This window comes from Petroclostridium xylanilyticum (genome assembly GCF_002252565.1).
GTDB classification, from domain to species: Bacteria; Bacillota; Clostridia; order SK-Y3; family SK-Y3; genus Petroclostridium; species Petroclostridium xylanilyticum.
Genome location: NZ_NPML01000018.1, coordinates 195,012 through 208,921, shown reverse-complemented (window position 1 = coordinate 208,921; position 13,910 = coordinate 195,012). Strand labels below are relative to the sequence as shown.

Here is a 13,910-nt window from a genome sequence, read left to right as displayed (position 1 = left end):
TATGCTTGATTGCTCAGGGCTTCGGCATGGGGACGGTTCCTCAGTCGCATGAAAAGCGCATTCGACAGACGAACCGTCCCCAAGTCGCATCCCTTCTTCCTGCTAAAACGGACTTTTTTTGTGGTTTCGATTTTACTCCCCGCTCCCCACTGTTCACTCCCCACTATTTTCATACTATCCTGAATATTTTATTAGGAGCATGAATAGTTTGATAGAAAAGGGGAAAGTAAGCTTGAGGTGATATATATGAGAAGAAGCAACAACCATCCCATTATAGGAATTATTTTAATATTATCAGGTGTCTTCTTTCTGTTCTCAAAAGATGGGGTTAACAATCTTTCATGGAGTTTATTACTATGGCTTCTTCCATTAGTCATATTGGGGTTAGGAATATTTTTTCATCTGGTTTATTTTTCTAGACCCTATAAAAATGGGGAAATATTAGTACCTGGCGGAATGTTTGTCACCAGCGGTATTCTCTTTGCTGTTTGTACCTATACCGGTAACTGGGAACTGATGACAACCTTTTGGCCAATCTTTCCCGCAGGTTTAGCTATAGGGCTATTGGAATATTATTTCTTTGGCAGGGGACCCGGTGGTGTACTTATACCTGTATTTATCATAGGCGGAATAGGAATTATATTTCTTGGGACCACTCTTAATACATTGACAAAAGGATATATGGTTCCTGTTATTCTTATTTTGCTGGGAGTCTTCTTTACTTTCAGGGGTAACGGGAGAAAATACTTTTAGAAAATAAAATCTTTCCTTTTCACTAAACTGTATGGCGCGATCGTATGGTTGCACTGTTTCCACAGTACATACTTCAGACCTGATGTAATCAGGTCTGTCATTTTCATTACAATACTCAGCCGGGTATTTTGCAAGACGACGAAATCCATAAAACCGCTAAAATTAACAATTCCGGTAATGGAAATGTCTCCAACTTCAGGGAGATCTTTATTTACTCCTGCACCCGGTTTGATAGGTTTTCTTGATACTGTGACATACCCTATATGGTCCGTCCGGCCCAGGCAGGCATCAATAGCAATAATTAACGGATTGCTGTAAGTCATTTTAACATATTGCAAATTTTCTTCCAGATTTTTTGCATGCACCGGTTGGTCTAGCGTTCCCAATACATGTACATTTCGATATTTAAGATTATTAAGTTTGTATCCTACCAATGGTCCAAGACTATCCCCGGTAGAACGGTCAGTTCCGATGCACATGATGATAATATGATCATACAGGGGAAGAGAAGCATCGTTCAAAAGTTCTGATAATGCCAGGGTAAATTCTCTAAAGGCACCGGGGTGATTGCTATTGATATAAATGGTGTGCTGCTGAGATTCTATCATATCAATGATCCTCCATAAAAAGTCATTTCCTTTTATTTATTTTCTCCACATTCAATAAATGTATACTTCGACCACTATTCACCACCCACTAATATATGGTATAATTGCTATAAAGCTGTATCAGAGGGGGCGGACATCAATGAATAATTTTTCGGAGTTGGATATTTTAAAAATTGCGATATCTGTTGAAGAAGATGGCGTGAAGCTGTACAATGAAATGTTTGCTAATGCAAAGAAGGATGAGAAGAGGCAGCAGGTATTTTTGGCTTTAGCAAATGAAGAAAGAAACCATGCTGCAATTTTTAAAAATTTATATAAAGAAACACTGGAAAAATGGAATAAACAAAATGAACATGCCATATTTGAAAATCATGTTGCAGGAACTATTCAATCCCTTGTAAATTACTTTATATTGCCGAAAGAGGATGTATTTTTAGATAAGCAGAAAAGCTTTAAAGAGATTGTTAATGATGCTTTAGAACAGGAGTACAGATCGATGCAGTTTTATTCCAAGCTGGCACAAAACGCTCAAAATGATGAGGTACAAAAGCTGCTGTACTCCATTATAAAAGAAGAAGAACAGCATGTTATTAAATTAAAAGAGATGATTTATTATAATAAGCCGAGTATTTCAATAGAAGAGCATATCCATTTTATTGAAAGTATTCTGAATGGTATGGAGGATTGGGTAAGAGTAGTAGACCTTGAAGATAATATTATTTATGCAAATAATGCAATGAAGGAAGAATTAGGTTATTATCTGATTGGCAGAAAGTGCTTTGAAGTGATCGGAAGGACCGTACCCTGTGATGATTGTGTTTCCAAACAAGCTGCAACTTTGTACAAGGCAGAGCAAAAGGAGGAAAAAATCAACGGCAAAATTTATTCTGTGATGAGTTCGCCTCTTAAAAATTTAAATGGAGAAGTGGAGGCAGTAATAGAGGTTTTAAGGGATGTAACCCAGGAAAGGTTGATGGAGGCAAAAATAAAAGCACAGAATAAAAAACTAAATGATGATTTGCAAATTGCAAGGAAAATGCAATACAGTTTACTTCCAAAGGAATTAGAAACAGATGGGATAGGCTTTACCTATATGTACAGACCGTGCGAAGCTATAGGAGGAGACTTTTTTGATGTATTCCGAATTGACCATTCACATGTAGGAGTTTATATTGCCGATGTATCCGGACACGGAGTTCCAGCCTCCATGCTTACCATGTTTTTAAGGCAGACCATAAAAAAAGATGAACTATCTCCTGCACAAGTATTGACTCATTTGTTTCAAAAATTTAATGAAATTGATTTTGGACCCAATATGTACATTACCATGTTTTATGCAATTATTGATATAAACACCGGAGAAATCAGATATGCAAATGCGGGACATAATATGTTGCCTATCGTGTTTAATGATAAGCAGCTATTCTGTTTAGAAGCTGCCGGCATTCCTATAAGTAACTGGGTAGAGGAAATAGAGTACAAGGAATATAGCGAAAAATTAGCTTCCGGGGACAAATTACTGTTTTCTACCGATGGTATTACTGAGGTGCGAAATCCTTCCGGCGAGATGTATGGTAATCATAGACTAACAGAACTTATTTTAAACAACAAACAGAAAGATATTTATGAAATAAAAAATTTAATCATTAATGATACATATAATTTTAAATATGGGGAAAAATTAGATGATAGCGAGATATTAGACGATATGACATTGGTATTTTTAGAAATAAAATGATAAATTACGTTTATGTCAACAATTAGGCCTTGCATTGTGGAAAAAGTTTTGCTATAATATATCGTTTTATTTTGACAAATATTCTGATTTGTGATATAATAATTAAGGTGGCCATAAAACAAAAGAGGTGATATAATGATAGAGAAAAATGATCTTTTTAAAATAAAAAAGAATCTGGAAAAAAACATTGGCCAAAGAGTCCGATTGACCGCAAAAAAGGGACGTAAGAAATCCGTAATCAGACAGGGTATCATTGAAAGCACCTATCCCAGTATATTCGTAATAAAACTTGATAATGAAAATGAGATGACGCGACGAGTTTCTTATAGCTATACAGATGTACTTACAAAAACTGTTGAACTAGTGGTTTGTGGAAATAATGAAGTCACTCAATGCAGCTGATAAAAGGCGACAAGCAAAAGCTTGCCGCCTTTTATCAGCTTTTTTTGTCATAAATATTTCCTATCCTTCATATATATTACATAGTAGAATTTGTACAAACGCATATAACTTTAAGGGGGAGGATGTTAATGGCGCTTGAACTCACCAAGGAACTAATCAATATAAATCAAGTAGTGGCAGAGGAATTTACACAGACATTGGTAGAAGGAGATATAATTGTTCCTGATGTTAAACCGGATATCTTAAGGATTCTCCAGGTAGACGGGGTAGCCATCATAAACAATAAGGAAGTACAGCAGGATAAGGTAATCATTAGCGGTATGGTAAATTTTAAAATTCTGTATGTTCCGGATGGGACAGATAAAGCTGTAAAAAGTATTAATGCCAATTCCAATTTTACTCATCAGATCGATGTTAAATCTGCACGTCAGAATATGAAGGCTCAAATAGAAAGTGATATAGAGCATATAGAATTTGCAATGATTAACAGCAGGAAGCTCAATGTAAAAGCTGTTGTAAGCATGGATTGTAAAGTGCTCAATGCACTCAACCTGGATATGGTTACCGATATTACCGGTGAGGAGGATGTTCAGGTACTTAAGAAAAATGTGAAAGCCCACAATATTGTAGCAGAGGGCAATGAACAGTTTATTATAAGAGAAGATATGGAGGTTCCTGCCGGAAAACCTTCTATAAAAGATTTGTTAAAGATTGATACAAAGATTACGGGAAAAGATGTTAAGGTGATTAATAATAAAGTTGTTGTCAAAGGTGAACTAAATGTATGCACCCTTTATATAGGAGACATGGATGATAACTCTATCCAATTTATGGAACATGAAGTCCCGTTTACCGAGATTTTTGACCTGGACGGAGTAAAAGAGGGCATGCATTGTGACCTTGAATTCGACATACAGGATATCTATTTCAACATTAAAGAGGATAGTGATGGGGAGACCCGGGTCCTAAGTATAGAAGCCGCACTAAATGCAGCTACCAGGGCTAGTGAAGAGGTAGCGGTAGATATAGTCGCAGATTCCTATAGTCCAAATATCGATATTAAGCTTGAAAAGAAAACTTACAACATTGATGAAATTGTAGATGATAGTAAAACGCAAACCACTATCAAACAGGTAATAGACCTTCCGGCGGATATTCCTGACATTGCCCAGGTGTACAATGTGGTTACTAAGCCTTATATTACTGAAACAACAGTAGATAACGGCAAAGTTGTTGTTGAAGGAGTTATTGATACATATATCCTCTATCTGGCTGACAGTGAGGAAAATCCGGTATACAGCTATAAACAGGAAATTCCATTCAAGCACAACATTGATGTAAAAGGTGCTGCTTCCGATATGGCTTGTGATGTAAAAGTAGAGATTAATCACTGCAGCTACAGCATGAATGCGGCGTCAGAAGTAGAGGTAAGATGTATTGTAGGCGTGGAATCAAAGGTTGTAAAAACTACCCAGGTAGAATTGATTACTAAAGCTGATGCAGCACCTTTCAATATTAAAAACGAAAAACCGTCTCCAAGCATTATCATTTATTTCGTACAAAAAGGAGATACACTCTGGAAAATCGCGAAACAATACCGTACTACTATCCAGGAAATAGCAAGTGCAAATGATCTGGAAAATCCGGATGTTCTTCGTCCGGGGCAGCAGTTGTTAATTCCAAAAAGACAGAAGAAAGTTGGATAAAAAAGTTAAAAGGCAGCAAAAAAGCAGCCAAACTGCTTTTTTGCTGCCTTTTAACTTTTTCGCATATTTTTCATAAAATAACAAAAAATATGTACAGTTTCGGATAAAGGAGGAATGTACGAATGAAAAAGTATCCATACATCATAATGCTAATGATTGTAAGCTGTATTTGCATTACTTTATTATATGGTAATTTTAACATGCTTAAAACACAATTATCTATTTCACAAGATACCGAAACGATGGGTACTGCATATGCACAACAAACAAACCGCAGCGGAGATGTACAGCTGCTGGCAAGATGCGTAAATGGTGAAGCACGGGGTGAACCGTATGAAGGACAGGTGGCAGTGGCTGCAGTTATTTTAAACAGAGTAAAACATCCGTCATTTCCTAATACACTTGCAGGAGTCATCTATCAGCCCAGGGCTTTTACTGCAGTTGCTGATGGGCAGATTAATGTGCCCATAGATCCTAAATCAACAGTATATAAAGCTTGCCAGGATGCAGTAAATGGTTGGGACCCCACTGGAGGTGCAATTTACTATTATAATCCGGCAAAAACAACAAACAAATGGATTTACAGCAGGCCAGTCGTAAAAAGGATAGGAAAACATGTATTTGCAAAATAAGGAGGCGTTAAAATGGGAATAAGAAATAAGTTATTAGACTTTAAGCGCAGGCTAAGTGACAGACATATGTATAGTATCGTACTGGTAGTTGCAGCAATAATCGCTAGTGCGGGAATATACCAGTATAAAAAAGCCCTGAATTATAGAAACTATGTTGAAAATCAATACAACAGGTCTTTTCATGAACTTGTGGGATATGTTGAAAACATAGAGGTATCACTGGCAAAAGGAATGCTGGTAAACAGCCCTGAACAAATGTCAGCGTTATCTTCCGAGATATGGAGAAAAGCAGCGTTTGCCCAGGCAAACCTGGGTCAACTGCCTATTTCCCATATACAGCTGGATAAGACATCCAAGTTCTTAACCCAGGTAGGGGATTATACGTATAGCCTTTCAAGAAAAGCTATGGATGGACAACCTATCACCGATAAAGAATATGCGCAGCTGGAGCAGCTGCATAAGTATTCCGCAACTTTGAGCCGGGCACTTAACAGCATGCAGGATGATTTGTATGATGGCAGACTGAAATTTGGTGAATTAAAAGCCGAAGGAAAAAAATATTTTAACAGAGCGGCAAAGAATATTGCAGCAAACAAAATAGAAAATATTGAAAAAGAATTCCAGGAATATCCGTCCTTAATCTATGATGGGCCCTTTTCTGACCATATTGAAAACATGACACCAAGACTGTTGGAAGGTGGAACACAAATTACGCAGGAACAGGCTCGGGATAAAGTTGTAAGCTTTGTAGGACAGGACAGGGCTCAAAATCTTGAATTTACAGGAGAGAGTAACGGGACCATCCCGACCTACACTTTTTCCATGAGTCCCGGTGGGCAGGGAACCAGTAATAGAGACAGAAGGATTACGATTGCAGTTACAAAAATAGGCGGACACGTCCTATGGATGTTGGATAATAGAAACGTAACAAATATTAGCTTAAACATTAACCAGGCCAGACAAAAAGCCAAAGCCTTTCTTGATTCAAAAGGCTATGCAAATATGAAGGAAAGCTATTATCTAAAAAGCGATGGTATAGCAACAATTAACTATGCTTACATGCAAGACAATATCATCATGTACCCTGACCTGGTAAAAGTTAAAGTAGCACTGGACAATGGAGAGATCGTGGGCTTTGAGAGCCAGGGATATATTATGGCTCATCAGGCAACAAGAAATCTTCCGCAGATAAAAATCACAGAACAAGCAGCAAGAGCCAAAATAAATCCCCGGCTCAAAATTGATTCCAGCCGCCTGGCAGTAATACCTCTCGAATCAAAAAGGGAAGTATTGTGCTATGAATTTCATGGAAGTTTTGATAATAGAAACTTTTTAATTTATATTAATGCAGAAACGGGAAAAGAAGAAAAAATACTAATGCTGCTAGAGACACCAAACGGGGTATTAACTATGTAATTAGCATGAAAATAGTGGGGAGTGGACAGTGGAGAACAAAGCCGAAATCACTAAAAAATTCCGATTTAGCATATTTTCATTATTTTTTGTACTATATTTGCAGTAGGAGCGGTTACAATATACGCCCTTTACATTGGATTTGCCAGGTATAAATCAATAATATACTGTACAGAATAATATTGAACGCTAAACAAAAGGAGGCTAGGCTATGAGTAGGCGTCATTCTATAATGTCTGATAAGCTCAAGTATGAAATAGCGAAAGAACTTGGAGTCTACGACATAGTTAAGACTGAAGGTTGGGGAAGCGTAAGTTCACGTGACTGTGGTAACATCGTAGCAAAGGCAATTGAAATGGCAGAACGGAGTATGGCTGACCGGAAGTAAAGCGTACTTTTAATAGCGTTACAAAAAAAGGTGGGAATAATTTCCACCTTTTTGTATTTGAGGGTGCATTTAATATTTTTGAAGAATATTATGGAAAGAACGTTGCGGAAAGGCTTAGAGCCTAGAATAATATTCTTCAAAAATAAAATATATGCCCTGTATTTGAAAAATGATTGAAGTATGTTATCATAAAGAGTAAAATTAACAATATAATAGTACAGGGCAAAATTAATATGAAAATATTTAGAACTTTGGTCACTCACAGAACCGAAATAGAATGATTTTAATTATTAATCAATATCGGGGGTTATACATATGGCTCAAAAACTTACGTTGTGTGTATTATTTGGAGGTCAATCCTCAGAACACGAGATATCTAGGATATCTGCGACTTCAGTGATAAAGAATCTTAATAAAGAAAAATATGACATCGTTACGATTGGAATAACAAAAGATGGAAAATGGCTTTTGTATCAGGGACCTGTAGACAAGATTGCAACAGGAGAATGGGAAAATGGCCATGTTGTAAGAGCGGTAATTTCGCCTGATGCAAAAATGAACGGTATCATAAAACTGAGTGAGGATGAAGCTACCAGTGCCAAGATTGATGTGGTTTTCCCGGTATTACACGGGCTGCACGGAGAAGACGGAACAATACAGGGATTATTGGAACTGGCGCAAATACCTTATGTAGGTCCAGGTGTACTGGCATCATCGGTTGCTATGGATAAGGTATATGCCAAACTTATTTTCAAGTACGCCCAAATTCCTCAGGCTGATTGGGAAGTAGTATTTAAAACTGAGTTGGATAATATGGAACAAGTTGTAAACCGGATAGAAAGTAAATTTTCCTATCCATGTTTTATAAAACCTTCTAATGCCGGTTCATCCGTAGGTATCACAAAAGCACACAATAGGGCAGAACTGGAAGAGGGACTAAAACTGGCGGCTCAGCATGATAGAAAAATACTGGTAGAAGAGTTCATAAACGGCAGGGAGATCGAATGCTCAGTACTGGGAAATGAAGATCCTAAAGCGTCGGTTCTAGGTGAAATCGTACCCGGTAGAGAGTTTTACGACTATGATGCAAAGTATAACGACGATACATCACGACTAATTATTCCCGCCCAACTTCCGGAGGATACTACCAATAAGATAAGAGCATATGCTGTCAGAGCTTTCAAAGCACTTGACTGCACCGGGCTTTCAAGAGTTGACTTTTTTGTACATAAAGAAACAGGGGAAGTGTACATTAACGAGATTAATACCATACCTGGTTTTACCAGCATCAGTATGTACCCAAAATTATGGGAAGCTTCGGGCTTGAGCTATTCTGAATTGTTAGATAAATTAATAGAATTAGCGATACAGAAGAAAAAAGAGTAAGATTAAATTAGTATTGAGGTGTATATATGGATAATAGGCCTATTGGAGTTTTCGACTCAGGTCTGGGGGGATTGACGGCGGTTAAAGAGCTTATGCGACAGCTTCCTGAGGAAAGTATCGTATATTTTGGTGACACGGGCAGAGTGCCTTACGGTACCCGGTCAAATGAAATTGTTACCAAATATGTTTTTCAAGATATACGGTTCCTGTTGAATTTTGATATAAAACTTATTATAATAGCATGTGGTACAGCGAGCTCTATAGCTTTAGAGGCAGTGCAGAAGGAATTTGCCATTCCCATCATCGGAGTGGTTCACTCTGCTGCAGCACAAGCAGCAAAGATTAGCACAAATAAAAAGATAGGGATTATAGGTACACAGGGTACAATTAACAGCAACTCTTATGTACGTAAAATTAACGAAATAGACCCTTCAATTAAGACATTTTCTAAAGCGTGTCCTCTGTTTGTGCCTCTGGTAGAAAACGGATATCTTGATAATGAAGTGGCAAGGCTGGTAGCAAAGGAGTATCTTGAACCATTAAAACAAGAAAGCGTGGACACCATTATTATGGGATGTACGCATTATCCCTTGCTAAGAAAGACGATAGCTGATATAATGGGACAACAGGTAAGCCTGGTGGACCCGGGAGCAGAAACGGCCAGATACGTAAAAGAATTCTTACAAGAAAAGGACATGCTGGCTGAACCGGGTAATAAGCCGGAATACAGATACTTTGTAAGTGACAGTGTGGAGAGCTTTAGCCGGCTGGGAAGTTTATTCTTGGAGAAAGAAATCATCCAGTCGGTGGAGAAAATCGATATAGAGAAATATTAACGAGGGATAAAAGATGCACAAAAACGTAATTATTTCTGTTAAAGGCACTCAACATTATAATGATGATAAAGATAGTATAGAGTTGGTGACAGAAGGAAAATATTATAAAAAAGGCAATAGTTATTACGTAACCTATAAAGAGACCGAGATCACCGGGATGGAAGGTACTACTACCACGTTAAAGATTGGTGATGGCAAGGTTACTCTCATGAGGTTTGGACAGAACAATTCCCAGCTGATATTTGAAAAGGGGCAGAAGCATTTATGCTATTATGAAACTGCCTATGGGGGATTTACAGTTGGTGTTTTTTCCAACAATGTAGATATAAATATAGACGATAACGGTGGTGAAATATCAGTAGATTATCTCCTGCAAATTGACAATATGAAAGCGGGAGAAAATGACTTTTACTTGCAGATAAGGGAGGCAAATTTGACAAATGATCAATTTAATCGAAACAGCAAAAAACCAAATTAGCAAGACGATTGAAAAGGCGATAGAAGAAGCAGTAACTGCAGGACAGTTACCCCAGGTACATATTGATGAAATTGTAATTGAAATTCCCCGGGAAAAGCAGCATGGAGACTTTGCCACCAACGTGGCAATGCAAATCACGCGTCAGGCAAGAAAAGCACCGAAAATAATTGCAGAAGCTTTAATCGGTAATATGGAATTGGGAGATACTTTCATTGAAAAAGTGGAGGTAGCAGGGCCGGGCTTTATAAACTTTTATATGAAAAAAGACTGGCTTTACCAGGTAATTTCCGCTATTGAGCAGAGAGGTGCAGACTATGGTAAAATAAACATCGGCAATGGACAGAAGGTAATGGTGGAGTTTGTAAGTGCCAATCCTACAGGACCTATGCACATGGGGAATGCCCGGGGAGGCGCACTGGGTGATTGTCTTGCCAGTGTGCTGGATTGGGCCGGATATGATGTAACCCGTGAATTTTACATTAACGACGCAGGAAATCAGATAGAAAAGTTTGGGAAATCCCTCGAAGCGAGATATGTGCAACTGCTTAAGGGAGAAGATGCATTTTCTTTTCCAGAAGATGGATACCATGGGGAAGATATAAAGGATCATATGAGGGATTTTATTGCCCTTGAAGGGGATAAGTACCTGGATGTAGAATCGGAAGAAAGAAAAAAAGTTTTTGTTGAATTTGCTCTCAAGAGAAATATTGATAAATTAAAATCAGACCTTAAGGCATATGGAATAGAATATGATGTATGGTTCCACGAAAGTTGGCTGTATGAAAGTAATGAGGTACAGGAAACCATAGACTATCTTATTCAAAAAGGATATACCTATGAGAAGGAAGATGCAGTATGGTTTAAAGCTTCTGAATTTGGGGCAGAAAAGGATGAAGTATTAGTAAGGAATAATGGGATTCCCACCTACTTTGCTGCAGATATTGCCTACCACAGAAATAAATTTGTAAAAAGAGGCTTTGAGAGGGTTATTGATATATGGGGAGCTGACCATCACGGGCACGTAGCCAGAATGAAGGGTGCTATGAAAGCCATCGGTTGTGACCCGGACAAGCTGGACATTATCATTATGCAGCTGGTCAGATTATTAAGAAACGGTGAAGTTGCAAGGATGTCCAAGAGGACAGGGCGTTCGGTAACACTAAGTGACCTTTTGGAAGAAACAAGTGTGGATGCTGCAAGGTTTTTCTTCAATATGAGACAGTCAGGCAGCCATCTGGACTTTGACCTTGACCTTGCTGTATCCCAATCCAATGAGAATCCGGTTTTCTATGTCCAATACGCCCATGCAAGAATTTGCAGTATTGTAAGACTGCTGGCTGAAGAAGGCATCAATGTGCAACCGGCAGACAAAATTGATGTTTCCCTTCTTGTACAGCCGGAAGAGCTTGAACTGTTAAAGAAGCTCGCTGAACTTCCCGAAGAAATAAAAGGAGCCGCACTGTCCATGGAACCAAGCAGGATGACCAGATACGTCCTCGACCTTGCAGCCCTGTTCCACTCCTTCTACAATGCCTGCAGGGTAAAAGTGGAGGATGAGCAGTTGATGGCGGCAAGATTGAAACTAATTGACTGTGTAAGGATTGTCATTAAGAATGTATTGAGTATGTTGGGGATATCGGCGCCGGAGAAAATGTAAAGAAGCGCGGGGACTAAAGAAGCGCGGGGACGGTTCCGATGCTTCCTTCTTCTAAGGAAGCATCAGAACCGTCCCCGCGCTTCTTCGAGCTAAATATTACATTCTCTTTACATTGCAGGAATTACCAGCCTGAATGTAGAATATTTTAACAAGAAAAATAGAAAATTTTGTCGTTAAAAAAATTTAAAAGGGGCACTAAATATGAAACCTATACTCAAATACGTATTAGTACTATTATTACTAATAATCTTTACTTTTAACCTAGTACCAGTCCTGGCTGCCCCGGAGATACCATCAAATATATACATGGGTAATGGAGAAACGGCACAAATTCTAAAGAATATAGAATTCCACGACGTAGAGTCCAAGGGAGAAAACTTCTGGGCAAGGAATGCTATTTATGATATGGCAGCACTCTCCATCATAAAAGGATACGGGGAAAATTATTTTAATGGAAGTGCTCCTGTTACCCGGGTGCAGGCGCTGGCCCTTATCTACCGTGCAATCGGAAAAGAAAAGGAAGCGCTGGAAGCAGCAAAAATAATTGAACAGCAAAGAGACCAGGAAGGCCGGATAAACACCATAGAAGCATGGGCCAATGGTTATCTTCAACTGGCGGTTAATGACGGACTTATCACACCTCAACAATTCAGTGATGCTTTAGCTTACGACCAGTCAGCACTGGAACATGACAAAAGCTTTGTAAAAACTGCTCCGGCCCAAAGGCAGGAGATAGGGGAGTGGATGGCAAAACTGCTGGGACTCACGCCAATAGCTCATGACCGGCAAACAGCGTTAAATTACTTTAATGACCGGAATGAGATCGACCCTTCAAAGGCGCCTTACCTTGAGGCTTTAGTTAGAGAAAAGATTATGAATGGAAATAACGGTTTTTTATACCCTGCCAAGGGCATTTCCAGAGAAGAAATGGTCCAGGTGCTCAAAAATGCTGAAAGATTTATCCTGGAACGCCAAGGCTTAGCCCTGAAATACGGGTATATAGAAGAAATACAGACAACCACTCAACCGCAGATAGCTAATGTATTAAAAACCGTGCTTATTAAAATACGAAATATCGACGGCAAACAAGACCATATCCTTCTGGAAAAAATATGTGATTTCCAGGGAAATAATCTGACACAACAAGACATAATCGTATTGGGAAGAGGGAAACCAGCCGACAGCAGCAGGTTAAAAGAAAAAGATGAAATCAGTTATATCATTGATAAGCAAAATCATGTAAGAATGATAAAGATAACCGGTACCGTACAAAATACCATTGCTGAAATAGAAAATTATCCTATTGTTAGGATTTATAAAGCCAACATCTATGTATATGATGAATATAATTCCAAGTTGATAGTGAGCGAGTTGAACAAACTTGAGGAGGAACAGTGGAATCCGCTTATAGACAAGCAATTCACAGAAATAGCAATAGGAGGACAAATAGCAGTATATGGAGATGGCAGGTTAAGAAGTCTTTCCTATATCAATAGCAATTATACTGACTGCCCGGTATATATAGCCGTAACACAGGGAAATGACGGTACAGAAAAAGCAGTATTTTTGAGTGTGAAAAATATTGACCACAACACTGAGGACGGGTATAGTGATTCAGTGAAATCGGTTGAAGCCGATACAAGGAAAATACATGGGGAAAACAAAACTTTCCAATACAATGAAGATACCATAATCCTTAAAAACGGTAAGCTGGTTACTGCTGATAAACTTGCAGCAGGCGACAAGATGTATATAGTTGCCGGTGAAAATGACAACCCGGAAGAACCTACTGCCCATATTATTCAGGTGCAGGAAAAAACTGCTGCAAGTAAAGAAAACGTTAAGAAGAAGTAAAATGTTTGAAAAAGGTCATACACTGGAAATTATGGGTGAAGAAAAAGAAAGAAAATGAC

At 38.5% G+C, this 13,910-nt stretch carries 13 protein-coding genes; 12 read left to right on the top strand and 1 reads right to left on the bottom strand.

Going from position 1 to position 13,910, the window contains the following annotated elements; translation table 11 throughout:
- Positions 1-246: 246 nt before the first annotated feature.
- Positions 247-753, top strand: coding sequence for a hypothetical protein (locus tag CIB29_RS10890; protein ID WP_094549619.1), 507 nt, complete (start codon positions 247-249; stop codon positions 751-753).
- Here the strand turns inward: CIB29_RS10890 and yyaC are convergent.
- Complete coding sequence (gene yyaC, locus CIB29_RS10885; RefSeq protein WP_094549617.1) at positions 750-1,361, bottom strand: spore protease YyaC; 612 nt, start codon at positions 1,359-1,361, stop codon at positions 750-752. The two genes, CIB29_RS10890 and yyaC, sit on opposite strands and share 4 nt — an antisense overlap.
- A gap of 139 nt (positions 1,362-1,500) precedes the next feature.
- Here yyaC and CIB29_RS10880 point away from each other — a divergent pair, with 139 nt between their 5' ends.
- From CIB29_RS10880 to CIB29_RS10830, 11 genes are all read left to right on the top strand, one after another.
- On the top strand, positions 1,501-3,099 hold the full coding sequence (locus CIB29_RS10880) for a SpoIIE family protein phosphatase (RefSeq protein WP_198543841.1): 1,599 nt from the start codon (positions 1,501-1,503) through the stop codon (positions 3,097-3,099).
- A 135-nt stretch (positions 3,100-3,234) separates the two neighbouring features.
- Positions 3,235-3,501 carry a Veg family protein gene (locus tag CIB29_RS10875; protein WP_094549613.1) on the top strand — a complete coding sequence of 89 codons (267 nt, stop codon included), beginning with the start codon at positions 3,235-3,237 and terminating at the stop codon, positions 3,499-3,501.
- A gap of 128 nt (positions 3,502-3,629) precedes the next feature.
- Positions 3,630-5,207, top strand: coding sequence for a DUF3794 and LysM peptidoglycan-binding domain-containing protein (locus CIB29_RS10870; RefSeq protein WP_198543840.1), 1,578 nt, complete (start codon positions 3,630-3,632; stop codon positions 5,205-5,207).
- A gap of 122 nt (positions 5,208-5,329) precedes the next feature.
- A complete protein-coding gene (locus CIB29_RS10865) occupies positions 5,330-5,839 on the top strand; it encodes a cell wall hydrolase (RefSeq protein WP_094549609.1) in 510 nt (169 codons plus the stop codon).
- 12 nt (positions 5,840-5,851) lie between these two features.
- Positions 5,852-7,255, top strand: a complete 1,404-nt coding sequence (ypeB, locus tag CIB29_RS10860; protein ID WP_094549607.1) for a germination protein YpeB — start codon at positions 5,852-5,854, stop codon at positions 7,253-7,255.
- A 208-nt stretch (positions 7,256-7,463) separates the two neighbouring features.
- Positions 7,464-7,640, top strand: a complete 177-nt coding sequence (locus CIB29_RS10855; protein ID WP_094549606.1) for an alpha/beta-type small acid-soluble spore protein — start codon at positions 7,464-7,466, stop codon at positions 7,638-7,640.
- A gap of 315 nt (positions 7,641-7,955) precedes the next feature.
- Positions 7,956-9,026, top strand: coding sequence for a D-alanine--D-alanine ligase family protein (locus CIB29_RS10850; RefSeq protein ID WP_094549604.1), 1,071 nt, complete (start codon positions 7,956-7,958; stop codon positions 9,024-9,026).
- 26 nt (positions 9,027-9,052) lie between these two features.
- Positions 9,053-9,862 (top strand): glutamate racemase, encoded by an 810-nt coding sequence (gene murI / locus CIB29_RS10845; protein ID WP_094549602.1) that lies wholly within the window; start codon positions 9,053-9,055, stop codon positions 9,860-9,862.
- A gap of 13 nt (positions 9,863-9,875) precedes the next feature.
- A complete protein-coding gene (locus CIB29_RS10840) occupies positions 9,876-10,340 on the top strand; it encodes a YwiB family protein (RefSeq protein ID WP_094549600.1) in 465 nt (154 codons plus the stop codon).
- Positions 10,303-11,997: an arginine--tRNA ligase gene (argS, locus tag CIB29_RS10835; RefSeq protein ID WP_094549598.1), complete on the top strand. Its 1,695-nt coding sequence runs from the start codon at positions 10,303-10,305 to the stop codon at positions 11,995-11,997. Before CIB29_RS10840 ends, argS begins: the two co-directional genes overlap by 38 nt.
- 201 nt (positions 11,998-12,198) lie before the next feature.
- On the top strand, positions 12,199-13,851 hold the full coding sequence (locus CIB29_RS10830; protein WP_094549597.1) for an S-layer homology domain-containing protein: 1,653 nt from the start codon (positions 12,199-12,201) through the stop codon (positions 13,849-13,851).
- The last annotated feature ends 59 nt before the right edge of the window (positions 13,852-13,910 follow it).

Excerpts from the sequence above, each read along its gene's own strand:
- CIB29_RS10880 (WP_198543841.1), top strand. The coding sequence starts at position 1,501 with ATGAATAATTTTTCGGAGTTGGATATTTTAAAAATTGCGATATCTGTT.
- CIB29_RS10840 (WP_094549600.1), top strand. The coding sequence starts at position 9,876 with ATGCACAAAAACGTAATTATTTCTGTTAAAGGCACTCAACATTATAAT.
- yyaC (WP_094549617.1), bottom strand. The coding sequence starts at position 1,361 with ATGATAGAATCTCAGCAGCACACCATTTATATCAATAGCAATCACCCC.
- CIB29_RS10875 (WP_094549613.1), top strand. The coding sequence starts at position 3,235 with ATGATAGAGAAAAATGATCTTTTTAAAATAAAAAAGAATCTGGAAAAA.
- CIB29_RS10850 (WP_094549604.1), top strand. The coding sequence starts at position 7,956 with ATGGCTCAAAAACTTACGTTGTGTGTATTATTTGGAGGTCAATCCTCA.
- CIB29_RS10890 (WP_094549619.1), top strand. The coding sequence starts at position 247 with ATGAGAAGAAGCAACAACCATCCCATTATAGGAATTATTTTAATATTA.
- ypeB (WP_094549607.1), top strand. The coding sequence starts at position 5,852 with ATGGGAATAAGAAATAAGTTATTAGACTTTAAGCGCAGGCTAAGTGAC.
- CIB29_RS10855 (WP_094549606.1), top strand. The coding sequence starts at position 7,464 with ATGAGTAGGCGTCATTCTATAATGTCTGATAAGCTCAAGTATGAAATA.
- argS (WP_094549598.1), top strand. The coding sequence starts at position 10,303 with ATGATCAATTTAATCGAAACAGCAAAAAACCAAATTAGCAAGACGATT.
- CIB29_RS10830 (WP_094549597.1), top strand. The coding sequence starts at position 12,199 with ATGAAACCTATACTCAAATACGTATTAGTACTATTATTACTAATAATC.
- CIB29_RS10870 (WP_198543840.1), top strand. The coding sequence starts at position 3,630 with ATGGCGCTTGAACTCACCAAGGAACTAATCAATATAAATCAAGTAGTG.
- CIB29_RS10865 (WP_094549609.1), top strand. The coding sequence starts at position 5,330 with ATGAAAAAGTATCCATACATCATAATGCTAATGATTGTAAGCTGTATT.
- murI (WP_094549602.1), top strand. The coding sequence starts at position 9,053 with ATGGATAATAGGCCTATTGGAGTTTTCGACTCAGGTCTGGGGGGATTG.